Raw genomic sequence first — 23939 nt, forward strand, 5'->3', positions numbered from 1 at the left:
TCAGCCAGCAGAAAACGCCGGGTAATCCGGCGTTTTTTTTGGCGTAAACCTAAGAGAGCACGATTTGAATTATCAAATGATCACCACGGACGACGCGTTGGCCACGCTGTGCGAAGCCGTCCGTGAATTTCCGGCGATAGCCCTGGATACCGAATTTGTTCGCACACGTACCTATTATCCGCAGTTGGGGCTGATCCAGCTGTTTGATGGCAAACACGTTGCTCTGATTGATCCGCAGGGGATCACCGACTGGTCGCCGTTGCGCGATATTCTGCGTGATACCGCCATCACCAAATTCCTGCATGCGGGCAGTGAAGACCTGGAAGTGTTCCTCAACGCTTTTGGCGAACTTCCGCAGCCGTTAATTGATACACAAATTCTGGCCGCTTTTTGCGGTCGTCCGCTGTCGTGGGGCTTTGCCGCGATGGTGGAAGAGTTTACGGGCGTGGCGCTCGACAAAAGCGAGTCGCGTACCGACTGGCTGGCCAGACCGCTGACCGAACGTCAGTGCGAATATGCGGCGGCTGACGTCTGGTATCTGTTACCGATCACCTCAAAGCTGATGGCTGAAACTGAAACCAGCGGTTGGCTGCCAGCCGCGCTGGACGAATGCCGCTTGATGCAACAGCGTCGCCAGGAGATTCTGGCACCTGAAGATGCCTGGCGCGACATCACCAACGCCTGGCAACTGCGTACCCGTCAGTTAGCCTGCCTGCAACTGCTTGCCGACTGGCGGCTGCGTAAAGCGCGCGAGCGCGATCTGGCGGTAAACTTCGTGGTGCGTGAAGAACATCTGTGGGCGGTGGCACGTTATATGCCGGGCAGCCTGGGTGAACTGGATAGCCTGGGTCTTTCCGGAAGCGAAATTCGCTTCCACGGAAAAACGCTGATCTCGCTGGTAGAAAAGGCCCAGGCTTTACCTGAAGAGTCGTTGCCGCAGCCGCTACTGAATTTGATGGATATGCCTGGATATCGCAAGGCGTTCAAAGCCATCAAGGCGCTGGTTGCCGAAGTGAGTGCGGAACAAAATCTTAGCATCGAACTGTTGGCTTCCCGCCGTCAGATCAACCAGTTGCTCAACTGGCACTGGAAATTAAAGCCGCAGCAGACCCTGCCGGAGCTGGTTTCCGGCTGGCGTGGCGAACTGATGTCCGATCGTCTCAACGCGCTACTGCAGGAATATCCGCAGTAAGTCACCAGACTCGCCGGGTCGCGCCATTGCTGACCCGGCCTGCGAACGCTACAAATCAAGTACCAGGCGCTTACCTTTGGCGCGAGAGCAGCAAATGAGCATGCTCTGCTGGCTGGCTTTTTCGTCGTCGCTAAAGTATTGATCGCGGTGATCCGCTTCCCCTTCAAGAATCGTTGTTTCGCAGGTGCCGCACACGCCTTCCCGGCACAGACACTCAACGCGTGCAGCTTTGTTATTTTCGATAACCTGCAAAATGGTCATCTCTTCCGGAACCACAAACTCGCGCCCGGAACGCGCCAGCACCAGGGTGAAGGCGTCGCCGCTTTTATCTTCCAGCGCAAATTGTTCGAAATGTAGCGTATTGCTATCCAGCCCATGGCGGGAAGCCGCTTCTCTGACGGCATCGTTGAGCACCGCTGGGCCACAGGTATAAATATGCGTGCCGGGTTCAACATCGGCCAGCAGGCGTGCTAAATCAAGGCGGGTGCCTGCGCTTGAGAGGTGCAGATGAATGCGATCGGCGCTGGGGTACTGCAGGAGTTCGTCATGAAATGCGCAGTTGTCCAGGCTGGGAGAGCAATAATGTAGCTGCCATTCTGCCTGAGAGTGTTCCAGCTCCGGGATCTGCGATAAAAACGGTGTGATGCCGATACCTCCGGCAATCAACAGATGTTGTTGTGCCTGAGGGGCGAGGGCGAACAGATTGTTTGGCGTGGAGATCGTGAGCGTGTCGCCGGGTTTCACCTTTTGATGCAGATATCGTGAGCCGCCTTTGGACGCCTCTTCCAGTCGTACGGCGATTTGCCAGGTGCTGGTATCGAAGGGTGAACTCATCAGCGAGTACGCATTGCTATATAGGTTCTCGCCATCGCGCATCTGCACGATGATATGGCTGCCACCCTGAAACGCAGGCAACGGCTGGCCTGAGGTTGCCATTAGGGTGAAGCGTTTTACCTGCGCGGTAATGGTCTCAATCCGACTGACCCGGACTTCTTGCATTTGATAATCAGACATTGCGGCACTCCCTAAAAAATCTGTCCGGCGCGGTTCAACGACGCGCCGGTGTCTGTCGTTACAGCCCCTGGTTATTCCTGAAACACCTGCGCGACCAGATTATGGAAATGGGCAATGCCATGCTCGGAGATGCCGCTGCCGCTGGTGTCCGCCATAATGCGGCCCTGACCACGATACCCGCGCGATTTCAGCCCCTTTTGCACGCTTTCAACCAGACGTAAATCTTCAGGACGAAAGACGTTGCGATACCATTCGATCAGTTGTTTCTGCTCTTCGGTCAGCTCTTCGTTGGTGAAGTAAATGTCATAGTTTTGCAGCGTGGTTTCCGCATCCACCGGGAATTCGTAGATAACGGTCATCATGCCTTTGATTGGCGTGACGTTGAGCATGGTGCATGGCCACAGCCAGAAACCGTGGAAGGCGGCATCAACACCTTCTTCGAACTTAAATGACTGCTCTGACGGTTTGGCGAAACCGTGTTGCAGCGTCCAGTTGCCGTGCATGGTGTGCCAGTAACGGTCAACCTGAACCGAGTCGGAAAAACCTGGGTGGGCCGGGCCGCAGTGGTAGCACTCCAGATAGTTGTCGACAATATTCTTCCAGTTTGCCGGGGTACGGGTCGTAAAGCGCGCCGCCAGTTTCAGATCATGCACGTCAGGGCAGGCTTCGATAACTTTGTCTGCAAGACCTGGGAGTTGTTCTTCTACGCTGCCTGCGTTCGGATCCATGTTGATAAACACGAATCCGGCATACTCTTCCAGACGTACAGGGGTAAGGTGCGCTTTTTCGCTGTCGAAGTTGGCGACATTTTCGCAGTTACGCGCATGCGCCAGATTGCCGTCAAGTTTGAACGCCCATGCGTGGTAAGGGCAAGTAATTACATTTTTCGCTTTCCCTTCGCCGCTCAACAGCTGATGACCGCGATGCGGACAAACGTTGTAGAACGCGCGCAGCACGTTATCGCGACCCCGTACCAGCACGATGTTCTCGCCAATCACTTCACGGGTAACATAATCATTGGGCTTTGCCAGCTCGCTACTGTGGGCGACGCAAATCCAGCTTTTAGCAAACACTTTCTCTTGTTCGTGCTCGAAGGCCTGATGGTCGGTATAAAACCGGGCAGGGATAGTCCAGGCGTCCTGCGGGTTGGCACAGAAATTTTGCGGCAGAATAAACTCAGGGCTTAGATTGCTCATTGGAATACCTTTTAATTTGTGAGTAAGAGGGTTTTATACTGGCGCTTAATTGTCGCCTTTGAGTAATGTCCCGGCCGGTGGCGCAACGGGGGCGTTAACTGGCGTTTCGGGAAGATGACTTTCAATTTGATGCGCAGGAACGTGGGCATAGTCCTGCCGTACCCAGCGAAGAAAACCGCCGACTTTCACCAACAGAATGGCGAGGAAGGGAAGTGCGGTCAGAACCACCGTGGTCTTCATGGTTTCCAGGGATGCGCCGGTGAATAAAATCGATAAGGGGATCAGGGTGATGACCACGCACCAGAACAGTCGTAAGCTACGCTGCGGATCTTCCCCTTCTTGCAGGTTACGCGTGCTGGTGGCGGCCATGGTATAGGCGACGGCATCCATGTGCGAGGCAAGGAAAATAATCATGATCGCCAGATACGCCACCAGGAATAGTTTCCCGGCTGGCAACGACATCAACACTTGCTGTACGGCCGTTTCACCGCCCAGTGTCGCCATAACCTGCGGTACGTCGATCACACCGTTCACAAACTGGTGGATTGAGTAGCTTTCCATCACGCCGAAGAAGAACCAGCAGCCAACGGTACTACCGAGGATTAACGCCCAGATAACCTCTTTGATTTTGCGACCACGGGATACGCGAGTGACAAACATTGCCACGCCTGGGGTGTAGGAGATCCACCACAGCCAGTAGAACACCGTCCAGTTGCGGGTGAACTCACCGTTGCCAAGTGGATCGGTGAACAGGCTCATCTGCAAAAAGTTTTGTGTCGTCAGACCAATGGCGTTGATGATGTTATTGGTGATAAATTCGGTCGGGCCGACGATCAGCACCAGCAGCGGCAGTAAGAATGCCCCCCAGCCGACCATTTTGCTCAGACGTTGCAAACCGTTATTGATGCCAATCCAGGAGCTCATGCAGAAAATGCCGCCAGAGAACAGGATCACAAACGCCTGCATGGTGAAGTTATCCGGCAAACCCGTGAGGGCAGATAAACCGCGGGTAAAGGTGGCGGCGGTGACAACCAGAGAGATGGTTAACGCGCCAACTGTTGCGATCAGGAACATCAAATCAACCAGGCGACCCCACACGCCCTGCGGATGGACGCCGGTGATAGCGGCAATAATTCCGGACAGGCTCAGCCCTTTGTTTTTACGCACATGAAAGTGGTAGGCCATTGTTAGTGAGGCCAGGGTATAAGTCGCCCAGGCGCTGATCCCCCAATGGAAAAAGGAGTAGGGTAAGCTATATTCCAGCGCTTTTTGCGAATGCGGCGCGATATTCAGACCCGGAGTCTGGTAATAATAGGCCCACTCAGCAACACCCCAATAGAGTGTTGAGGAGCCTAATCCGGCACATATAAACATAAACAGCCAGGACAGCGTGCTGTATTCCGCTTTCCCTTCACCCAGACGAATGTTGCCGTATTTGCTGGTAGCCAGCCAGACGACCAGACCCATCGCCATCAGAACGAGGATCTGCACGGCGGAACCCAGCATCCGGGTAACGCCGTTAAAAAGGGTATTTGCGACTTGTGCAGACTGCTGAGGGAAGAGACTAAGCGTGGCGGCGATGAAAAGAATAGCCACCAGGCTGATGGCTATCAGCGGCATGTCTTTTTTCTTTACGTTGCTCAACATGGGATCTCCTGGGCACAGTTGCCCGCGTATGGCATTAGCCTGTCGTTGTTATCATGCTGTAGGGAATCAGTGATTTTGTATTTAACAATTTTATTATTTGTTTTTTACATGAATTAAACAATTGCCCGATGCGTGAAGCAATAAAACACGGAACGGAAATAATAAAAGGTGAATTGGCGCAGGTTATTGGCGGCATAAAACGCATAAAAAAGCCGCGTCAGTGACGCGGCTCATATTTCGTGGTTTGACCTCTAACGCAGTGCCTGAGCGATGGCTTCACCAACCTGTTGGGTGGTGGCGTTGCCTTTCATATCTGGCGTTTTCGGGCCGCTGGCAATGACCTGCTCAATTGCCGCCAGAATACCGTCGTGGGCGGCTTTATAGTTGGCATCACCGTTGCCAAGGAAGTCGAGCATCATGGCGCCAGCCCAGATAGTCGCAATAGGGTTGGCGATATTCTTGCCGTAGATATCGGGGGCCGAACCATGTACCGGCTCGAACAGCGACGGGAAGGTGCGCTCCGGATTTAAGTTGGCAGAAGGCGCAATGCCAATCGTTCCGGTACAGGCCGGGCCAAGATCGGAGAGGATGTCGCCAAACAGGTTGGAGGCAACCACGACGTCAAAACGCTCCGGCTGCATCACAAAGCGGGCGCACAATATATCGATATGCTGTTTATCCCAGCGGATCTCGGGATAGTTAGCCGCCATTGCTTCCACGCGTTCGTCCCAGTAAGGCATGCTGATGGCCAGGCCGTTCGATTTGGTTGCTGAGGTCAGGGTTTTGCGTGGGCGGTTTTGCGCCAACTCGAAAGCGTAACGCAAGATACGATCCACGCCACGACGGGTGAAGACCGATTCCTGGATAACCACTTCGTGTTCGGTACCTTCGCTCACGCGTCCGCCGAGGGCAGAGTATTCTCCCTCGGTGTTTTCGCGTACGACGTAGAAATCAATGTCGCCTGGCTGCTTGCCAGCCAGTGGGCAAGGGACGCCCGGAAACAGGCGCACCGGGCGCAGGTTGACGTACTGGTCGAATTCGCGACGAAACTTAAGCAGCGAACCCCATAATGAGATGTGGTCAGGCACGGTGTCCGGCCAGCCAACCGCGCCAAAATAGATAGCATCAAAGGATTGCAGCTGCTCATGCCAGTCATCCGGCATCATCTTGCCGTGATGGGCGTAGTATTCGCAGCTGGCCCATTCCATTTGCTCAAAGCTGAGCGACAACCCCCAACGCTCGGCGGCTGCCTGCAACACATGAATGCCCTCAGGCAGAACTTCTTTACCAATGCCATCTCCGGGGATAGCGGCGATACGCCAGGTTTTCTTCATAGCAGCTCTCACTTGTACGCCATCAAAATTGACTTTCCCCTTATCCTATAATTGACTGATTAATAGTTAATCCCCCTAACTGGTGAAACATAAAACACAGATCATGAATAATCTGCCGCTGCTAAATGATTTACGCGTCTTTATGCTGGTTGCCCGTCGTGCAGGATTTGCCGCCGTTGCCGAAGAGCTGGGCGTCTCACCGGCTTTTATCAGTAAGCGCGTTGCCCTGCTGGAGCAAACGCTGAATGTAGTGCTGCTGCACCGGACAACGCGGCGCGTAACCATCACGGAAGAGGGGGAGCGGATCTACGAATGGGCGCAGCGGATCCTGCAGGATGTCGATCAGATGATGGATGAGCTATCAGATGCCAGGCAGATCCCGCAGGGGATGCTACGTATTATTAGTAGCTTTGGTTTTGGCCGCCGGGTGGTGGCTCCGGCGCTGTCTGCGCTGGCAAAAGAGTATCCGCAATTAGAACTGCGGTTCGATGTTGAAGACCGCCTGGTGGATATGGTGAATGAGGGCGTCGATCTTGATATTCGTATCGGGGATGATATCGCGCCGAACCTGATTGCCCGCAAGCTGGCGACTAACTACCGTATTCTGTGCGCCTCGCCGGAATTTGTGAGGCAGCATGGGACGCCGAAGCAACTCAACGATCTCTCCACTTTTCCTTGTCTGGTCATCAAAGAGCGCGACCATCCGTTTGGTATCTGGCAAATGCGCAATAAAGAGGGCGCGCATTCGATTAAAGTTACGGGGCCTTTGTCGTCTAATCATGGCGAAGTGGTACATCAGTGGTGCCTTGATGGGCAGGGAATAGCTCTGCGGTCATGGTGGGACGTTTGCGACAACATTGCCAGCGGCAACCTGATACACATATTGCCCGAGTATTATCAACCAGCAAATATTTGGGCGGTTTATGTTTCCCGGCTGGCGACGTCGGCAAAAATCCGTATTACGGTTGAGTATTTGCGCCGCTATTTTACCGAAAACTATCCAAAGTTTACTTTGGAATAAAGGTGCAGCAGCCTGGCAAGAAACAGAAAATAAAAAAGGCAGAATAATCTGCCTTTTTTGTAACGATGACTCTCTGAGCAAAGCCGTTATTTAGATTCTTCGGCTTCAGGTAATGTCACGTTAAGTTCGAGGATAGAAATATCGCCGTCTTTTTGCTCAAGCTGTACGGTGACCATTTCAGGATCAATTTGTACATACTTGCAGATAACCTCGAGAATATCTTTCCTCAACTGCGGTAAATAATGTGGCTCGGCGTCACTACGACGGCGTTCCGCAACAATAATCTGCAGTCGCTCTTTAGCGATGTTCGCTGTGCTCTTTTTCCGCGAGAGAAAAAAATCCAGTAATGCCATAACTTATCCTCCGAACAGGCGTTTGAGGAAACCTTTCTTCTCTTCTTCAATGAAGCGGAAAGGACGTTCTTCTCCCAACAGACGGTCTACGGTATCAGCATAGGCTTTACCGGCATCGGCATTGATGTCGAGAATAACCGGCTCACCCTGGTTAGACGCGCGCAGGACTGACTGATCTTCAGGAATCACGCCAACCAGCTTGATTCGCAGAATTTCCAGTACGTCTTCCATGCTCAGCATGTCACCTTTATTTACGCGGCCAGGGTTGTAGCGCGTCAGCAACAAATGCTCTTTAATCGGATCTTCACCGTTTTCCGCACGACGAGATTTCGACGCCAGAATACCCAGAATACGGTCAGAGTCACGTACAGAGGAAACTTCCGGGTTAGTGGTGATAATCGCTTCATCGGCAAAATACAGGGCCATCAGCGCACCGGTTTCAATACCTGCCGGGGAGTCGCAGACGATGAAGTCGAATTCCATCGTTTTCAGGTCGTCCAGAACTTTCGCGACGCCTTCACGCGTCAGCGCGTCTTTATCGCGAGTCTGTGAGGCCGGAAGAATAAAGAGATTTTCGGTACGCTTATCTTTGATTAACGCCTGATTTAACGACGCATCGCCCTGAATAACGTTGACGAAGTCATAAACGACGCGGCGTTCACAACCCATAATCAGATCAAGGTTACGCAGGCCGATATCAAAATCAATAACGACAGTTTTCTTTCCCTTCTGGGCCAAACCTGTAGCGATGGCCGCGCTGGAGGTGGTTTTGCCAACGCCCCCTTTACCCGAAGTAACAACAATAATGCGTGCCATAGAAATTCCTTGTTAAAAAGGGATCAATTCAACGGTTGAACTGTCAAAGCGTTCTCTGCTAATTGCAGACGGGCCGCTTTGCCATAAAATTCTGCTGGGATTTTATCACTCAGCCAATAAACACCTGCGATAGACACCAGTTCTGCCGTCAGATGGGTACAAAAAATTTGCGCTTCCCGATCGCCGCTTGCGCCTGCCAGCGCACGGCCTCTCATCATGCCATAAACATGAATATTACCATCAGCGATAAGCTCTGCGCCTGCACTGACGTGGCTTGTAACAATCAGATCACATTGTGGAGCATAAATGCGCTGACCGGAACGAACCGGCACATTTATTAATCGTGTTTTTGTGATGGGAGTAACGTTTTGCGGCGGAGCAACGGGAGCCGGGGTCTCAACAGGCGCAGAACGAATAGCTTTTTCTTTACCTTCAGTCAGTAAAGGAAGGCCCATTTCGTCGATTTCAGCCTTGAGTCTGGCGTCTTTGCATCCGCTAACGCCAATAATGCGCAATCCGGTAGACGTAACAACTTTCTGCAGCGCTGACCAGTTGACCGGGCTTTCAAGACCACTCACGTTAACCACCACGGGAGCGTGTTTTAAAAAAGCCGGCGCCTGCGCGATTTTGTCTTCCAACGCCTGACGAATAACCTCGGGTTCTGCTTCATGTAAATGAACCACTGATAAGGTGAAGCTACTGCCTTTAAGCTCGATTGGCGTGTTTGACATCCTGGCCTTACTCAATTTGCTATTTATCATCCCCAGCGCGGGGTGATATTCCGAAGACTATAAGGCATGTTATAGTCAGTATTATATTGAGGCAAGCCACCATTCCGTGAATTCAGAGTAAAAGATATGTTTTGTGTGATCTACCGAAGCAGCAAACGTGACCAGACCTATTTATATGTCGAAAAAAAAGACGATTTCTCACGCGTTCCTGAAGAACTGATGAAAGGATTTGGTCAGCCGACGCTGGCAATGATGTTACCGCTTGATGGTCGAAAAAAATTGGTTAATGCCGATCTTGAAAAAGTAAAACAGGCCCTGGCCGAGCAGGGCTATTATTTACAAATACCACCGCCGCCAGAAGATTTACTTAAACAGCATCTGGCTGCGACAAAACAAAATACACCAGACGCTAAACGTTAAACTGCATCCGCCAGCAGCACGTTCCATCGATGCAGTACCTGAAATCTATGACTACGTTAGGGGAAAGTAATGTATCAACATCACAACTGGCATGGTGCTCTGCTGGATTATCCGGTGAGTAAGGTGGTTTGCGTAGGAAGTAACTATGCCAACCATATTAAAGAGATGGGCGGAACCCCCCCCGAAGAGCCGGTGCTGTTTATTAAACCGGAAACCGCACTGTGCGATTTACGCCAGCCGCTGGTGATCCCATCTGATATGGGGTCGGTTCACCATGAAGTTGAGCTGGCTGTGCTGATTGGCGCGACCCTGCGACAGGCGACGGAAGATCATGTGCGCAAAGCCATCGCGGGTTATGGCGTCGCACTGGATCTGACCCTGCGCGATATCCAGGGCAAAATGAAGAAAGCGGGGCAGCCATGGGAAAAAGCGAAGGGTTTTGATAACTCTTGCCCGCTGTCAGGATTTATTCCCGTAGCGGAATTTAACGGCGATCCACAGGATACGATGCTCGGGTTGACGGTCAACGGTGAACAGCGTCAGCACGGCTCCACGGCGGATATGATCCATCAAATCGTTCCTTTGATTGCCTATATGAGTCGTTTCTTTACCCTCAAAGCGGGTGATGTTGTGCTGACGGGCACGCCAGCAGGCGTGGGGCCATTAAGCAGCGGTGATGAACTGGCGATCAGTTTTAACGGTCAAACGCTGACGACCCGCGTACTGTAATCTCTGCTTGCCGCCTTTTCGGGCGGCAAAACTTGCATCAGCGTGCCAGACTGGTTATAAGGTGCAGCTTTAATGCAATAGCGGAAACCCTGATGAGCGACATACCTTTCTGGCAAAGTAAAACCCTTGATGAAATGACCGATGCCGAGTGGGAGTCATTATGTGACGGATGTGGTCAATGCTGCCTGCATAAGCTGATGGATGAAGACACCGACGAAATCTACTTTACCAACGTCGCGTGTAAGCAACTCAATATCAAAACCTGTCAGTGCCGTAATTACGAACGTCGATTCGAGTACGAGCCTGACTGCATCAAACTGACGCGCGATAATTTGCCGACTTTTGAATGGTTGCCAATGACCTGCGCGTATCGTCTGCTCGCGGAAGGTAAAGGGCTGCCGGAGTGGCATCCGTTGCTGACGGGGTCTAAAGCGGCGATGCACGGTGAACGTATCTCAGTTCGTCATATTGCGGTGAAAGAATCGGAAGTACGTGACTGGCAGGATCATATCCTGAACAAACCTTCATGGGCGGACTGAGCCGCCCATCGATTAGCAGGCGTTAAGGTTTAAGACTTTTTCGCCTGATACATCTCATCGGAGTGGTTGTCATCTTCCACCCAGAAGTTAATGTTGAATTGTGCGTCGTCGCTTAATTCAACACGATGCCAGTACTGCGGTGGGCTGGTCGCGAACTGACCGGCATTAATCACTACCTTCACTTCGGGCTCTTTTGCGTCTTCATTGGCAAAGCCATAATACGTTACCGTACCTTCCATTACACAGAGCTGACCAAACACGCCTGCTGCGGTGTTATGGTGAGAAAGAAGTGCTGCCGGGACGTTGTCTTTGGTAAAGAAGGGAGTAGAGCGTTTCACTTTCCAGTTTGCCGGGATGCGTAAATGGGACATAAGACATCTCCTTCGTGTGGCATCTATAAGATGTATTTAATATACATCTTATAGATGCCAGCAGGCAATGGATTTAAGGCAAAAAAAACGCTCCCGAAGGAGCGTCTCTGTTAGCGACCGAAGAGGTCACGTTTTTTCGGTTTAAACGGCTGTGCTATGAATACCAGCACGGCGACCACCAGGTAAGCGGCGAAGATCCCCAACAGCCACTGTGGCATTTCCAGGGTTAAAAAAGACCACTGGCGTTCAGCACAGTCACCGGATGCTAAAAACACCTGCGGCAGCCATTTGTCCAGCGGCAGCCAGCTCGGGAAGCGGGCTGCAAAATCACAGGTCATGAACGGTGATGGGTGCAACTGAATCATGGTGTGCTCATACGCTAACTGAAGCCCACGCCAGGCACTGTAAATCCAGATTATCATCGCCACATAGCGCAGCGGTGTCTTTGGCGCGATAGCCCCCACCAGCCCCGCACCCATCACGCCGAATAATGCGCTACGTTCGTAAATACACAACACGCAAGGTTTTAGCAGCATGACGTGCTGGAACCACAGCGCAACGAGTTCCAGCGCAAAGGCGGTTAACGCCAACAATAACCATGCTCCACGACCTCGGGAGCATTGGTTTAAAAATCGCAACATAATAATTTCCCTGCAACATGCGTAGAGACCGCAGTTTAAACCAATTCAATTTATGCGCCACTAGCGGGAATTGAAAATTTGCGTAATCGGATAATTATCATGCAAAAAGTCAAACCGGGCAGTGATTTGCCCGGTTAATTGTTATGAAAGTGTAGCTAACCAGCCCGTTTGAGTCATCCACTCGGTCACCGGTACCAGCGTGAACTCGACGCAAAGCAGACCAACGAGCGTCAGGACGAGAGTATACGGCAGAGCCATCCACACCATGCGGCCATAAGAGAGGCGAATCAATGGTGCCAGCGCGGAGGTCAGCAGGAACAGGAATGCCGCCTGACCGTTTGGTGTAGCCACGGAAGGCAGGTTGGTCCCGGTATTAATCGCTACCGCTAACAGTTCGTACTGGTTGAGGCTGATGGTCCCTTGTTCCAGCGCTGCTTTGGCTTCGTTAATATAGATGGTGCCGACAAAAACGTTATCAGAGATTGAAGACAGCAGGCCGTTAAAGAGATAGAACAGCGTCAACTGAGCATGCTCAGAGGACTGCAATACGAACTGAATGATAGGCGAGAAGAGCTGTTGATCGATAATAACCGCAACAATAGAGAAGAACACGGTCAGCAGGGCGGTGAACGGCAGCGACTCGGTAAACGCTTTGCCAATAGCATGTTCGTCTGTAACGCCGGTCAACGACGTTGCCAGAATGATGACGGACAGGCCAATTAATCCAACCTCTGCCAGATGCAGGGCCAGAGCAACCACCAGCCAGACGCCGATAATAGCCTGAACAATCAGTTTGATTTTATCCTGACGAGTACGTTGCTGACGGCTTTGATCGTCAAATTGTTGCAGGACATCGCGGACGGTCTCCGGCAGCGTTTCGCCATAGCCAAACCAGCGTAATTTCTCGACCAGCACACAGGTTAACAGGCCGCAAATCAGCACCGGTACGGTGACCGGCGACATGCGCAGGAAGAAGTCACCAAAATGCCAGCCCGCCGCTTTGGCGATAATCAGGTTTTGCGGTTCGCCGACCATCGTCATTACGCCGCCTAACGCCGTACCGACGCCCGCGTGCATCATCAGGCTACGCAGAAAACCACGAAACTGCTCCAGTACGACCTTATTGTGCTGATCGATATGGCTGTCATCGAGCATGTTGTTGTCTTCCGCGCGGGAAGAGGCGACGCGATGGTAAATACCATAGAAACCGACCGCGACGCTGATCACCACGGCAACGACGGTCAGCGCATCAAGAAACGCAGAAAGGAAGGCGGCAGCAACGCAAAAAGCCAGCGACAGCAGCGTTTTGGAGCGAATCGTAAGCAGCAGGCGGGTGAAAATAAACAGCAGCAGTTGTTTCATAAAATAGATGCCAGCCACCATAAACATCAGCAGCAATAACACCTCAAGGTTAGCGGCAACCTCTTCACGCACATGCGTGGCGCTGGTCATACCGATGATGACTGCTTCGATAGCTAACAGCCCACCTGGTAGCAGCGGATAACATTTTAACGCCATCGCCAGCGTAAAGATGAACTCGGCCACCAACAGCCAGCCCGCAATAAAAGGATTAATAAAAAATATAATCGGGTTAACGACTAAGAAGACGAGCAGTGCAAGTTTGTACCAGTCAGGTGATTGACCTAAAAAATTGCGCCACATAGCGCGACCCCATGATAGCTCCATGGTGATTTCCCTACCTTTAAAAATGAAATCATATTTTTATGTTTGACCGCAAAGCTTAGCGGGAGGAGGGAGTACAGGCAAGCTATTCACGCGACGGGCAAGGCTGGCTGCGCTTTAGCGTTATCTGGAAAATGAAGCCTTGATCTACTTTTTCTTCATTGCGTCAGCTATCAGCTATGTAACCCGTCTGGTATGATAACTGTAACTATGTTTTGCTGTGTAATGGAATTATTACTATGGTCATTAAGGCGCAAAGCCCGGCTGGGTTCGCGGAAGAGTACATCATTGAAAGTATCTGGAATAACCGCTTCCCACCTGGCACTATTTTGCCTGCTGAACGTGAACTCTCTGAACTGATCGGAGTGACACGTACCACGTTACGCGAGGTATTACAGCGTCTGGCGCGTGACGGTTGGTTGACCATTCAACACGGCAAACCGACGAAGGTGAATAACTTCTGGGAAACCTCCGGGCTGAATATCCTTGAAACGCTGGCGCGTCTCGATCACGAGAGCGTTCCGCAGCTTATCGATAATCTGCTGTCCGTGCGTACCAACATCTCGACGATCTTTATTCGTACCGCGTTTCGCCAGCATCCTGATAAAGCGCAGGAGGTTCTGGCGACGGCAAATCAGGTGGCCGACCATGCTGATGCGTTCGCCGATCTGGACTATAACATTTTCCGCGGTCTGGCATTTGCCTCCGGTAATCCGATTTACGGTTTGATCCTTAATGGTATGAAAGGATTATATACCCGCATTGGCCGCCATTATTTTGCCAATCCGGAAGCGCGCGCGCTGGCGCTGAGCTTCTACCATAAGCTGTCAGAACTGTGCGAGCATGGCGCTCATGAGCAGGTTTATGAAACGGTGCGTCGCTATGGTCACGACAGCGGCGAGATTTGGCATCGTATGCAGAAGAACCTGCCGGGCGATTTAGCTATTCAGGGACGCTAATTAAAAACCCCTCATTCGAGGGGTTTTGTTTTTACAGACCGTTCATCCTCGGCGGGCAACGCTCCAGCAACTCCACGCTGCCATCTTCATTCTGCTGCTCCAGCATCACGTCAAAACCCCATAGGCGGTGCACATGCTTAAGCACCTCTTTGCGTCCTTTATCCAGCGGAGCGCGGTTATGCGGAATATAGCGCAAGGTGAGCGAGCGATCGCCGCGCAGATCGACGTTCCAGATTTGAATATTCGGCTCCAGGTTGCTCAGGTTATATTGCGACGACAGCCTGTTGCGGATTTCGCGATATCCTTCCTCATTGTGGATCGCTGAAATCTCCAGATAATTATGACGATCGTCATCCAGTACGGTAAACAAGCGGAAATCACGCATAACCTTCGGTGACAGGAACTGGCTAATGAAGCTCTCATCTTTGAAATCACGCATCGCGAAGTGCAGAGTTTCCAGCCAGTCTGAGCCCGCTATATCCGGGAACCAGTATTTGTCCTCTTCGGTCGGCGACTGACAAATACGTTTGATATCCTGGAACATCGCAAAACCCAGGGCATACGGGTTTATCCCGCTATACCACGGGCTGTTGTACGGCGGCTGGAACACCACGTTGGTATGGCTATGCAAAAACTCCAGCATAAACCGTTCGGTGACTTTACCTTCATCATAAAGGTGGTTCAGGATGGTGTAATGCCAGAAAGTAGCCCAACCTTCGTTCATCACCTGCGTCTGTTTCTGCGGGTAAAAATACTGGCTGACCTTACGCACAATACGCAGGACTTCGCGTTGCCAGGATTCCAGCAGTGGGGCGTTCTTTTCCATGAAGTACAGCAGGTTCTCCTGTGGCTCAGAAGGATAACGCCGGGCTTGTGAAACGGTTTTCTCTTCTTCTTTCTTCGGCAGCGTGCGCCATAACATATTCACCTGACTTTGCAGATACTCTTCACGACTTTTCTGCCGGGCTTTCTCTTCCTGTAGCGAGATTTTTTGTGGACGCTTGTAGCGGTCCACGCCGTAGTTCATCAGCGCGTGACAGGAGTCGAGAAGCTTTTCGACTTCATCCACGCCATAACGCTCTTCACACTGGGTAATATAGTTTCGCGCGAAGATCAGGTAATCGACAATGGAACTGGCATCCGTCCAGCTACGGAACAGGTAGTTGTTTTTGAAGAAGGAGTTATGTCCGTAGCAGGCATGCGCCATCACCAGCGCCTGCATGGTGATGGTGTTCTCCTCCATCAGATACGCGATACACGGATTGGAGTTGATAACGATCTCATAGGCCAACCCCTGCTGACCATGCTTATACAAGCGCTCGGTTTCGATAAACTTTTTACCAAACGACCAGTGTGGATAGTTGATTGGCATCCCGACGCTGGAGTAAGCGTCCATCATCTGTTCGGAGGTGATTACCTCGATTTGGTGCGGGTAGGTATCCAGTTTGTAGAGTTTCGCCACGCGGTCTATTTCCGCCAGATAGACATCCAGCAGATCAAACGTCCAGTCGGGTCCATCGCTTAACCGTGTGCTGTCCTTGTTCATGGAATCAATCGTAGCCATTCGCGCACCCTCATTGTTGGCGGCACTCTCTGTCTGGAGTACCTCATTTCAAGCATAGATCATGGTGTTAAAAAACGTGCTGCGGCTGAAATTTTTTCTTTGCGATTTCTCGTTAGCGAGGCGTCGAAAAACGGTATGGTCGCAAAATTTTATGCTGGATAAAAATAACGCACAGCAGGAGATGCCAAAGCAGAGAGTTCCCCGCTGTCACCGCTATATGTGAGATAAGTCACCATAAAAAAGCCATATGTTGAATAATATTTTCAACTGAGTTATCAAGATGTAATTAGATGATTGTTCTTTTACTGTTAACGGAGTGGCTATGCGAGTTGTCATACTGGGAAGTGGTGTCGTTGGCGTGACCAGCGCCTGGTATTTAAGTCAGGCTGGACACGATGTCACCGTCATTGATCGTGAGCCCGGTCCGGCACTGGAAACCAGTGCGGCGAACGCGGGGCAAATCTCTCCAGGTTATGCAGCACCATGGGCGGCGCCAGGTGTACCGCTGAAGGCAATTAAATGGATGTTTCAGCGCCATGCTCCGCTGGCCGTGCGCCTCGACGGGACCCAGTTCCAGTTGAAATGGATGTGGCAAATGCTGCGCAACTGCGACACCAGCCATTACATGGAAAACAAAGGACGCATGGTGCGTCTGGCGGAATACAGCCGTGATTGCCTGAAAGCGCTGCGCGCTTCTACCGGTATTGAGTACGAAGGGCGCCAGGGCGGAACCCTGCAACTTTTCCGTACCGCTCAACAGTATGAGAACGCCACCCGCGACATCGCCGTGCTCGAAGACGCTGGCGTACCCTATCAGTTGCTGGAAGCAAGTCGCCTGGCTGAAGTCGAGCCGGCGCTGGCGGAAGTGGCGCACAAGCTGACCGGCGGTCTGCGTTTACCGAATGATGAAACGGGTGACTGTCAGCTGTTTACCCAGCGTCTGGCGCTGATGGCTGAGCAGGCTGGCGTTAAGTTTCGTTTTAATACGCCGGTCGATAAGCTGCTGAGCGATGGTGAGCAGATTTACGGCGTTCAGTGCGGCGAAGAGATAGTCAAAGCAGATGCCTATGTAATGGCGTTTGGCTCGTACTCTACGGCGATGCTGAAAGGCATCGTTGATATTCCGGTCTATCCGCTCAAAGGCTATTCGTTGACCATTCCGGTGGCGCAAGATGACGGCGCGCCGGTTTCTACTATCCTTGATGAGACTTACAAAATCGCCATTACCCGCTTTGATAACCGTATTCGTGTGGGCGGCATGGCGGAAATTGTCGGCTTCAATACGGAATTGCTACAACCTCGTCGTGAAACGCTGGAGATGGTTGTACGCGATCTCTTCCCGCGCGGTGGTCATGTGGAACAGGCAACTTTCTGGACCGGGCTTCGTCCGATGACTCCGGACGGTACACCGGTGGTTGGGCGAACCCGCTTTAAGAATCTACTACTCAACACCGGCCACGGTACGCTGGGCTGGACTATGGCCTGCGGCTCGGGTCAGTTGCTGAGCGACATTCTTTCTGGCCGCACACCAGCCATTCCTTACGACGATCTGAGCGTGGCGCGCTACAGCCCGGGGTTTACTCCATCTCGCCCACGGCATTTACATGGCGCACATAACTGATAAGGACGTGAGATGACTCGCCCGATACTGGCCAGCATTGACCTGCAGGCGTTGAAACAAAACCTGAGCATCACCCGCCAGGCCGCGCCGGACGCTCGCGTCTGGTCGGTGGTGAAAGCCAATGCGTACGGACACGGCATTGAACGCGTCTGGAATGCGCTGGGCACAACCGACGGTTTTGCCATGCTCAATCTTGAAGAAGCGATAACCCTGCGCGAGCGCGGATGGAAAGGCCCGATACTCATGCTGGAGGGTTTTTTCCACGCCGAAGATTTAACGGTGTATGACAAATATCGTCTGACCACCTGTGTACACAGTAACTGGCAGCTAAAAGCGTTGCAGAATGCGCGCCTCAACGCGCCGCTGGATGTTTACCTGAAGGTGAACAGCGGCATGAACCGGCTGGGTTTCTTACCGGACAGAGTTTCTACGGTCTGGCAACAGCTGCGGGCGATGCCCAACGTTGGTGAAATGACGCTGATGTCACACTTTGCCGATGCAGAGCACCCGGAAGGTATCCGGGAGGCCATGGCGCGTATTGCGCAGGCGACAGAAGGGCTGGAGTGCAGACGCTCGCTGTCCAATTCGGCCGCCACGTTGTGGCACCCTGAAGCACATTATGACTGGGTTCGTCCGGGTATTATCTTGTATGGCGCATCGCCGTCGGGACAATGGCAGGACATCGCCAATACCGGCCTCAAACCGGTGATGACTCTGAGCAGCGAGATAATCGGCATACAAACGCTGAAAGCCGGAGACCGGGTGGGTTATGGAGGACGCTACACCGCCATCGGTGAGCAGCGTATTGGCATTGTAGCGACCGGCTATGCAGACGGTTATCCGCGCCATGCGCCAAGCGGGACACCGGTGCTGGTGGATGGCGTACGTACCACTACGGTGGGAACAGTCTCAATGGATATGCTGGCGGTAGACCTGACGCCGTGTCCGCAGGCGGGGATAGGGACGCCGGTAGAGCTGTGGGGCAAAGAGATTAAAATTGACGATGTAGCCAGCGCCGCGGGTACGGTAGGTTACGAATTGATGTGTTCTCTGGCGCTGCGCGTGCCGGTGGTGACGGTGTAACTTTTGTAGGACTGCCTGATAGCGATGCGCTTATCAGGCCTCATTTTGTAGGCCGGGTACGGCGCAGCCGCTACCCGGCAAAAAATATCCGCGTTACTCATCCTCATCTTCAGCAACGCGAACACCGACCTTCAGTACCGCATTATCTTCTTTCTCGGCAACCGTCCAGATCATGCCAGCGAATTCAACCTGGTCACCGACGACCGGCGCGGCGCCAAGCAGATGCTGGACAATATCCCCCAGCGTTTGCTGCTTATCACGATACTCTGTGCCATCATCCAGGCCATAAATCAGCGCCACATCGGCATATTTTGCGCTGGCTTCAAGAATAAAGTCACCGAAGAAGCGCTGGTCCAACGACACCGGCGGGGACTGGCTGAACAGCTTGCCGAGAGCAGGGAGATCGCGCTCGCGGCCAATAACACACAATACATCGCCTTCGCGCAGGCGCGTACTGCCGGAGGGGTGAAATAGCACGTTGTCACGAAACAGGGCGGCAATTCGCGTTTCTTCCGGCATATGCAGGTCGCGCAGCGCGGCGCCCACACACCACTTATCCGCGCTGAGCTGATAAACAAACTGCTCCCAGGGATTATCCGGATGAATATCCAGACCAATGCGCGACACGGGCCAGCCGACGGGAGGGACCACCACTTTGGCTTTTTTAGCGGCCCACGAAAGCGACGTACCCTGAAACAGCAGCGAGATCAGAACCACGAAGAATGCGACGTTAAAGAACAGGCGCGCGTTTTCCAGACCTGCCATCATTGGGAAGACGGCGAGGATGATCGGAACTGCGCCGCGCAGACCCACCCAACTGATGAAAATGCGCTCGCGCAGATTGAAGCCTCGAAATGGCAGCAGTCCGGCGAACACCGAAAGCGGGCGGGCAATAAATATCATCCACGCAGACAAAATTAACGCAGGGATTGCGATAGGCAGCAGGTCAGACGGTGTAACCAGCAGTCCGAGCACCAGGAACATGGCGATTTGCGCCAGCCAGGCCAGACCGTCGAAGTTTTGCAAAATACCAAACCGGTTGCGGATGGGGCGATTACCCAGCAGGAAACCACACAGATAAACGGCCAGAATACCGCTGCCTTCCAGCGCAGTGGTCAGGGCAAAGATCAGGATCCCTCCGCTTAACGCCAGTAGCGGATAAAGCCCGGCAGGCAGCGAAATACGGTTAATCATTTGCTGGAGCAGATAGCCGCCGCCGAGTCCCAGCATGATGCCTAAGCCAAACTGCTGGATAATATGCACCGCAAACATCCAGCTTAAACCGGTCTCGTGATTTTGGATCATGGCGATAAGCGTGATGGTCAAAAAAACCGCCATCGGATCATTACTACCGGATTCAATTTCCAGCGTAGAGCCAACACGTTCGTTAAGACCCTTACCGCCAAGCAGGGAAAAGACCGCCGCGGCGTCGGTTGAACCCACAATCGCGCCAATCAGCAGCCCTTCGATAAGATCCAGATGGAACAGCCACGCGGCCATCATGCCAGTGAGTCCGGAGGTAATCAGCACCCCGACGGTTGCCAACGATAGCGCCGGGCCTAAAGCGACGCGAAAAGAGCTGGCCTGGGTGCGCATCCCGCCGTCGAGGAGGATAACCGCCAGCGCCAGGTTACTCACCATGTAGGCAAAAGGGTAATTATCGAAAGGAATACCGCCCACGCCGTCGACGCCCGCTAACATACCGATAGCGAGAAATATCACCAGAATAGGGATACCAAGACGTGATGAAAATGAACTGAGTAAGATACTGCAGGTGACGAGAACGGAACCCAAAATAAAAAGGCTGATAATTGCTGCGGCATCCAACGTTCGGTTACTCCTGAATTACGCTGTTTCGTATTAATAAACCCTAACATATTAACGACAGAAACAGCGTTTTACTTAGCCCTCTTAACCGCTTTTTTTACGATTTTAATACCGGATGCCCACTAATAGTGAGCTGAGTGCCGTTTTTATCGTTTTTCAGCATCGCTCTGGCTCCCAAAGGCAGGGTGACAGTGCGTTGTTCATGGCCAAAATCAAGGCCGTCGATCAACGGAACCGCCAGCCTGGCGCGCAGAAAATCACAAACTGAATCAAGATTGTAACCTGCGTCGTAATCATTAGGCGCGCTGCCGCTAAAACTGCCGAGGATAATGGCGTTTTGCTGGGCCAGTATTCCCGCGTGATACAGTTGCAGCAGCATGCGCTCAATGCGAAACGGATGCTCGTTAATATCTTCCAGCACCAAAACGCCGTTTTTGATAGCCGGCATCCACGGCGTACCCATCAGCGAAATAAGCATCGCCAGGTTTCCGCCCCATAGCGTCCCTTCTGTCGCACACGCCGGGCCGTTACCCTGCCATTCGAGGGTGAATTGGGCATTGCGCAGAGCCTGCCAGAAATGGTGCTCGGTGAATGCGTTCATCTCCTCGGCGCCGAAGTTAGCCGCCAGCATCGGGCCGCTGAAGCTAATCACATTCCCCTGCGCCAGCAGACCACACTGGATCGCCGTAAAATCGCTGTGCCCGCACAGCAGCAGCGGGTTGTGTTGCTGGCGGTCCGCCAGCGCCTGCCAGTCAATATCTTCCAGTAAACGGCTCGCGCCATAGCCGCCGCGTACCGCCATCACAATGGTATCGGGCGTTTTCAGATTTACCAGCGAGTTCACATCAGCCAGACGCTCTGCTTCTGTACCCGCAAAACGCTGGCTGCGGCGCGCAATAACCGCTGAATTGTCGACCTGATGACCGGCCTCAGTAAGACGCGCAAGCCCGCGTAAGGCGGCCTGCTGGTTGATACAGTAGCCCGACGGGGCAATTAAGTGAAACCGGGACATGGCATTTCCTTGCTACAACTAAAACCAAATGTATATCATGCCGCGTAGGTATGTCGTTGTCACCTCAGCGACAGGTTCCGGCTATAAGGATAGATGACGTGAAATTGAGATGGTTTGCTTTTTTGGTTGTATTACTTGCGGGCTGTAGTTCAAAACAGGATTACAAAAATCCGCCGTGGAATGCTGAAGTTCCGGTTAAACGCGCAATGCAATGGATGCCGATTAGCGAAAAAGCCGGTGCGGCCTGGGGTGTCAGTCCACAATTGATTACCGCCATCATCGCTATTGAATCAGGCGGTAACCCGAATGCGGTCAGTAAGTCTAATGCGATCGGCCTGATGCAGTTAAAAGCCTCTACTTCAGGACGCGATGTTTATCGTCGTATGGGATGGAGCGGAGAACCGTCGACCAGCGAATTGAAAAATCCTGAGCGCAATATCTCGATGGGGGCCGCCTACCTGAGCATTCTGGAGACCGGGCCGCTGGCCGGGATCGAAGATCCGCAGGTGATGCAATATGCGCTGGTGGTATCGTACGCCAACGGCGCGGGGGCACTGCTGCGAACGTTCTCTTCCGACAGGAAGAAAGCCATCAATAAGATCAACGATCTCAGTCCGGATGAATTTATTGAACATGTTGCGGACAATCATCCGGCGCCGCAGGCTCCGCGCTATATCTGGAAGCTTCAGCAGGCGCTGGATGTAATGTAATTCAGGTGATGTTAATCGCGCACTTTGTTCGATTTTTCCCGGGCTTCGCGCTCAAGGGAAAAAATAATCCGCTGTAAGTTCCGCTCCACCGCCGGGCCGACGTTGAGAAAACGAAAGCTCAGGCGGGGAGTGGTAATGGTTTCGTTTTTACTGTCGATAACTTTGCGTTCGCTAATGGAAATAAGCTGAGCGTCAACGTTATACACCCCCCATTGCTCCATGTTCAGTTCAACCTGCGAGAAGCGCATGCCTTCTTCCAGCCCCTCTGGTTTCGGCGTTTCTAACAGCCCGCCCATACCGCCAAGCGACAAATCGAATAAGCGAAAACAGAGTGTGCTGTTGTCCGGCATTTTTACCGTACAACGATAGGGAGGATGCAGCGGAGCGCCGATGCGGAAATATTCCCGACGCTGGACGAACCACAGGGAAGGCGGTAACGATGAGATAAATGCGGGTAGTCGCTGGTATTCGCCTTTTTTCAGCTGTGGCAGGGTGAACTCCACTTTGGCTCCCTGCGTTTCGGCGATAATTGTTATCTGGCTGGCACGCTGCACGGCCTGGTTTTCGTATTCCTGACTGCCAAAATCCATGATCAGTTCGTCTGGGTTGACCGCCAATATTTTGCTGATGAACTGGCCACCCGCCCAGGAGATACGCAGCGGAACCTGCTGCGAATTTAAGTCCCGGAGTACGCCTAACACCGCTAACGGATTTTGCTTCAGGAACTGCTCATTGTAGTTACTCACACCTAATGACTCCTGGATGCCTAGTTTATCGTTGGATTATCGGCATCAATCAACGGAACTTAATACAAATGGATGAAATTTTTTACCAACGCCAATGAATTAAGTCTGCGTGAAAACAGCATATAGCGATGGTTTGCCTATACTTTAAAGGCTGGCGCAGGAATGTCTTGCGCGTGCGTTCACTGGAAAGAGGGCCTGAAAATGGGAATTATTGCCTGGATTATTTTTGGTCTGATTGCGGGGGTTATCGCCAAACTGATTATGCCGGGGCGCGATGGCGGTGGATTTATCCTGACCTGTATTCTGGGTGTTGTCGGTGCTGTGGTCGGTGGATGGCTGGCAACGATGTTTGGTATCGGCGGCGATGTCAGCGGGTTTAATCTCCACAGCTTCCTGGTGGCCGTGGTCGGCGCGATTGTCGTGCTGGGTGTCTTCCGGCTTGTACGACGAGATTAATCGAACGGCCCCCGAGCGGTAATGCCGTTCAGTTAAGCATGTAAGGTGAACATGTGATTCTTGCTCAGGGTTCCGTTCACCTCAACGGTGTCATTTCTCTGAACCGCAGACACCCGTGAACGTGCAAGGGAGGCTCGCCGCCACTTCCCTTGCATCCCAGGCTCCCGGCGGGAAAATCGTCGCTGCGCGATTATTCGCCCCATCCTTGGGGCTCACCCCTTGGGGGCCAGCGCAAGCGCTGTTCAAAATTGCTCCTGGCAATTTTGTCATTCGT

General features: G+C 52.6%; 24 protein-coding genes. 10 read left to right on the plus strand and 14 right to left on the minus strand.

The window, feature by feature from the left end; genetic code table 11:
• The first annotated feature begins 76 nt into the window (after positions 1-76).
• On the plus strand, positions 77-1192 hold the full coding sequence (gene rnd / locus OGV94_RS24165) for a ribonuclease D (protein ID WP_047410574.1): 1116 nt from the start codon (positions 77-79) through the stop codon (positions 1190-1192).
• A gap of 48 nt (positions 1193-1240) precedes the next feature.
• On the opposite strand, the gene OGV94_RS24170 is transcribed toward rnd, so the two are convergent.
• The 4 genes from OGV94_RS24170 to OGV94_RS24185 form a co-directional block, all read right to left on the minus strand.
• The gene (locus tag OGV94_RS24170) at positions 1241-2206 is read right to left on the minus strand and encodes a PDR/VanB family oxidoreductase (RefSeq protein ID WP_100194267.1); all 966 of its coding nucleotides are present in this window, start codon (positions 2204-2206) and stop codon (positions 1241-1243) included.
• Between the two features lie 71 nt (positions 2207-2277).
• Positions 2278-3402 carry a carnitine monooxygenase, oxygenase subunit YeaW gene (yeaW, locus tag OGV94_RS24175; RefSeq protein WP_043016054.1) on the minus strand — a complete coding sequence of 375 codons (1125 nt, stop codon included), beginning with the start codon at positions 3400-3402 and terminating at the stop codon, positions 2278-2280.
• Positions 3403-3447: 45 nt separating this feature from the next.
• Positions 3448-5049 (minus strand): BCCT family transporter, encoded by a 1602-nt coding sequence (locus OGV94_RS24180; protein WP_043016055.1) that lies wholly within the window; start codon positions 5047-5049, stop codon positions 3448-3450.
• A 251-nt stretch (positions 5050-5300) separates the two neighbouring features.
• Positions 5301-6383, minus strand: a complete 1083-nt coding sequence (locus OGV94_RS24185) for a tartrate dehydrogenase (RefSeq protein ID WP_043016056.1) — start codon at positions 6381-6383, stop codon at positions 5301-5303.
• A gap of 103 nt (positions 6384-6486) precedes the next feature.
• Here OGV94_RS24185 and OGV94_RS24190 point away from each other — a divergent pair, with 103 nt between their 5' ends.
• Positions 6487-7404 carry a LysR family transcriptional regulator gene (locus OGV94_RS24190; protein WP_043016057.1) on the plus strand — a complete coding sequence of 306 codons (918 nt, stop codon included), beginning with the start codon at positions 6487-6489 and terminating at the stop codon, positions 7402-7404.
• Between the two features lie 86 nt (positions 7405-7490).
• Here OGV94_RS24190 and minE read toward each other — a convergent pair whose 3' ends face one another.
• Genes minE through minC form a run of 3 tightly spaced genes read right to left on the minus strand, consistent with a single transcriptional unit; the run spans position 7491 to position 9304 of the window.
• Complete coding sequence (minE, locus tag OGV94_RS24195) at positions 7491-7757, minus strand: cell division topological specificity factor MinE (protein ID WP_001185666.1); 267 nt, start codon at positions 7755-7757, stop codon at positions 7491-7493.
• Between the two features lie 3 nt (positions 7758-7760).
• Positions 7761-8573, minus strand: coding sequence for a septum site-determining protein MinD (minD, locus tag OGV94_RS24200; RefSeq protein WP_003020956.1), 813 nt, complete (start codon positions 8571-8573; stop codon positions 7761-7763).
• A gap of 23 nt (positions 8574-8596) precedes the next feature.
• On the minus strand, positions 8597-9304 hold the full coding sequence (minC, locus tag OGV94_RS24205; RefSeq protein ID WP_043016058.1) for a septum site-determining protein MinC: 708 nt from the start codon (positions 9302-9304) through the stop codon (positions 8597-8599).
• 126 nt (positions 9305-9430) lie between these two features.
• Here minC and OGV94_RS24210 point away from each other — a divergent pair, with 126 nt between their 5' ends.
• The 3 genes from OGV94_RS24210 (at position 9431) to ycgN (ending at position 10992) form a co-directional block, all read left to right on the plus strand.
• Complete coding sequence (locus OGV94_RS24210; RefSeq protein WP_043016059.1) at positions 9431-9724, plus strand: YcgL domain-containing protein; 294 nt, start codon at positions 9431-9433, stop codon at positions 9722-9724.
• Positions 9725-9793: 69 nt separating this feature from the next.
• Positions 9794-10453: a fumarylacetoacetate hydrolase family protein gene (locus tag OGV94_RS24215; RefSeq protein ID WP_043016060.1), complete on the plus strand. Its 660-nt coding sequence runs from the start codon at positions 9794-9796 to the stop codon at positions 10451-10453.
• Positions 10454-10545: 92 nt separating this feature from the next.
• Positions 10546-10992 carry a cysteine cluster protein YcgN gene (ycgN, locus tag OGV94_RS24220; protein WP_003020944.1) on the plus strand — a complete coding sequence of 149 codons (447 nt, stop codon included), beginning with the start codon at positions 10546-10548 and terminating at the stop codon, positions 10990-10992.
• 29 nt (positions 10993-11021) lie between these two features.
• Here the strand turns inward: ycgN and OGV94_RS24225 are convergent, their stop codons facing one another.
• From OGV94_RS24225 to nhaB, 3 genes are all read right to left on the minus strand, one after another.
• Complete coding sequence (locus OGV94_RS24225; RefSeq protein ID WP_016153372.1) at positions 11022-11363, minus strand: TehB family protein; 342 nt, start codon at positions 11361-11363, stop codon at positions 11022-11024.
• 110 nt (positions 11364-11473) lie between these two features.
• Positions 11474-12004 (minus strand): disulfide bond formation protein DsbB, encoded by a 531-nt coding sequence (gene dsbB, locus OGV94_RS24230; protein WP_043016061.1) that lies wholly within the window; start codon positions 12002-12004, stop codon positions 11474-11476.
• A 141-nt stretch (positions 12005-12145) separates the two neighbouring features.
• Positions 12146-13690, minus strand: coding sequence for a Na(+)/H(+) antiporter NhaB (nhaB, locus tag OGV94_RS24235; RefSeq protein WP_043016062.1), 1545 nt, complete (start codon positions 13688-13690; stop codon positions 12146-12148).
• A 236-nt stretch (positions 13691-13926) separates the two neighbouring features.
• Here nhaB and fadR point away from each other — a divergent pair, with 236 nt between their 5' ends.
• Positions 13927-14646 carry a fatty acid metabolism transcriptional regulator FadR gene (fadR, locus tag OGV94_RS24240; RefSeq protein WP_043016063.1) on the plus strand — a complete coding sequence of 240 codons (720 nt, stop codon included), beginning with the start codon at positions 13927-13929 and terminating at the stop codon, positions 14644-14646.
• A 31-nt stretch (positions 14647-14677) separates the two neighbouring features.
• Here fadR and OGV94_RS24245 read toward each other — a convergent pair whose 3' ends face one another.
• Positions 14678-16210, minus strand: a complete 1533-nt coding sequence (locus OGV94_RS24245) for a SpoVR family protein (protein WP_043016064.1) — start codon at positions 16208-16210, stop codon at positions 14678-14680.
• A gap of 322 nt (positions 16211-16532) precedes the next feature.
• Here OGV94_RS24245 and OGV94_RS24250 point away from each other — a divergent pair, with 322 nt between their 5' ends.
• Entirely contained in the window at positions 16533-17831 is a 1299-nt protein-coding gene (locus tag OGV94_RS24250; RefSeq protein WP_043016065.1) for a D-amino acid dehydrogenase, read from the plus strand.
• Positions 17832-17843: 12 nt separating this feature from the next.
• Positions 17844-18914 (plus strand): catabolic alanine racemase DadX, encoded by a 1071-nt coding sequence (dadX, locus tag OGV94_RS24255; protein WP_199994781.1) that lies wholly within the window; start codon positions 17844-17846, stop codon positions 18912-18914.
• Positions 18915-19007: 93 nt separating this feature from the next.
• Here dadX and OGV94_RS24260 read toward each other — a convergent pair whose 3' ends face one another.
• Both OGV94_RS24260 and ldcA read right to left on the minus strand, forming a co-directional pair.
• Complete coding sequence (locus OGV94_RS24260) at positions 19008-20741, minus strand: potassium/proton antiporter (RefSeq protein WP_047410620.1); 1734 nt, start codon at positions 20739-20741, stop codon at positions 19008-19010.
• 97 nt (positions 20742-20838) lie between these two features.
• Entirely contained in the window at positions 20839-21753 is a 915-nt protein-coding gene (gene ldcA, locus OGV94_RS24265) for a muramoyltetrapeptide carboxypeptidase (protein WP_087050933.1), read from the minus strand.
• A gap of 98 nt (positions 21754-21851) precedes the next feature.
• On the opposite strand from ldcA, the gene emtA reads away from it, so the two are divergent.
• Positions 21852-22463, plus strand: coding sequence for a membrane-bound lytic murein transglycosylase EmtA (emtA, locus tag OGV94_RS24270; RefSeq protein ID WP_016153365.1), 612 nt, complete (start codon positions 21852-21854; stop codon positions 22461-22463).
• A gap of 11 nt (positions 22464-22474) precedes the next feature.
• Here emtA and ycgR read toward each other — a convergent pair whose 3' ends face one another.
• Entirely contained in the window at positions 22475-23209 is a 735-nt protein-coding gene (gene ycgR, locus OGV94_RS24275; RefSeq protein WP_286524600.1) for a flagellar brake protein YcgR, read from the minus strand.
• 201 nt (positions 23210-23410) lie between these two features.
• On the opposite strand from ycgR, the gene OGV94_RS24280 reads away from it, so the two are divergent.
• A complete protein-coding gene (locus OGV94_RS24280; protein WP_003020908.1) occupies positions 23411-23665 on the plus strand; it encodes a GlsB/YeaQ/YmgE family stress response membrane protein in 255 nt (84 codons plus the stop codon).
• The last annotated feature ends 274 nt before the right edge of the window (positions 23666-23939 follow it).

The organism is Citrobacter sp. Ce006, from assembly GCF_030336535.1.
Taxonomy (GTDB): Bacteria; Pseudomonadota; Gammaproteobacteria; order Enterobacterales; family Enterobacteriaceae; genus Citrobacter; species Citrobacter europaeus.

Bases quoted from the DNA above. Each gene is read 5' to 3' on its own strand.
- rnd (WP_047410574.1), top strand. From the start codon at position 77: ATGATCACCACGGACGACGCGTTGGCCACGCTGTGCGAAGCCGTCCGT.
- OGV94_RS24170 (WP_100194267.1), bottom strand. From the start codon at position 2,206: ATGTCTGATTATCAAATGCAAGAAGTCCGGGTCAGTCGGATTGAGACC.
- yeaW (WP_043016054.1), bottom strand. From the start codon at position 3,402: ATGAGCAATCTAAGCCCTGAGTTTATTCTGCCGCAAAATTTCTGTGCC.
- OGV94_RS24180 (WP_043016055.1), bottom strand. From the start codon at position 5,049: ATGTTGAGCAACGTAAAGAAAAAAGACATGCCGCTGATAGCCATCAGC.
- OGV94_RS24185 (WP_043016056.1), bottom strand. From the start codon at position 6,383: ATGAAGAAAACCTGGCGTATCGCCGCTATCCCCGGAGATGGCATTGGT.
- OGV94_RS24190 (WP_043016057.1), top strand. From the start codon at position 6,487: ATGAATAATCTGCCGCTGCTAAATGATTTACGCGTCTTTATGCTGGTT.
- minE (WP_001185666.1), bottom strand. From the start codon at position 7,757: ATGGCATTACTGGATTTTTTTCTCTCGCGGAAAAAGAGCACAGCGAAC.
- minD (WP_003020956.1), bottom strand. From the start codon at position 8,573: ATGGCACGCATTATTGTTGTTACTTCGGGTAAAGGGGGCGTTGGCAAA.
- minC (WP_043016058.1), bottom strand. From the start codon at position 9,304: ATGTCAAACACGCCAATCGAGCTTAAAGGCAGTAGCTTCACCTTATCA.
- OGV94_RS24210 (WP_043016059.1), top strand. From the start codon at position 9,431: ATGTTTTGTGTGATCTACCGAAGCAGCAAACGTGACCAGACCTATTTA.
- OGV94_RS24215 (WP_043016060.1), top strand. From the start codon at position 9,794: ATGTATCAACATCACAACTGGCATGGTGCTCTGCTGGATTATCCGGTG.
- ycgN (WP_003020944.1), top strand. From the start codon at position 10,546: ATGAGCGACATACCTTTCTGGCAAAGTAAAACCCTTGATGAAATGACC.
- OGV94_RS24225 (WP_016153372.1), bottom strand. From the start codon at position 11,363: ATGTCCCATTTACGCATCCCGGCAAACTGGAAAGTGAAACGCTCTACT.
- dsbB (WP_043016061.1), bottom strand. From the start codon at position 12,004: ATGTTGCGATTTTTAAACCAATGCTCCCGAGGTCGTGGAGCATGGTTA.
- nhaB (WP_043016062.1), bottom strand. From the start codon at position 13,690: ATGGAGCTATCATGGGGTCGCGCTATGTGGCGCAATTTTTTAGGTCAA.
- fadR (WP_043016063.1), top strand. From the start codon at position 13,927: ATGGTCATTAAGGCGCAAAGCCCGGCTGGGTTCGCGGAAGAGTACATC.
- OGV94_RS24245 (WP_043016064.1), bottom strand. From the start codon at position 16,210: ATGGCTACGATTGATTCCATGAACAAGGACAGCACACGGTTAAGCGAT.
- OGV94_RS24250 (WP_043016065.1), top strand. From the start codon at position 16,533: ATGCGAGTTGTCATACTGGGAAGTGGTGTCGTTGGCGTGACCAGCGCC.
- dadX (WP_199994781.1), top strand. From the start codon at position 17,844: ATGACTCGCCCGATACTGGCCAGCATTGACCTGCAGGCGTTGAAACAA.
- ldcA (WP_087050933.1), bottom strand. From the start codon at position 21,753: ATGTCCCGGTTTCACTTAATTGCCCCGTCGGGCTACTGTATCAACCAG.
- OGV94_RS24280 (WP_003020908.1), top strand. From the start codon at position 23,411: ATGGGAATTATTGCCTGGATTATTTTTGGTCTGATTGCGGGGGTTATC.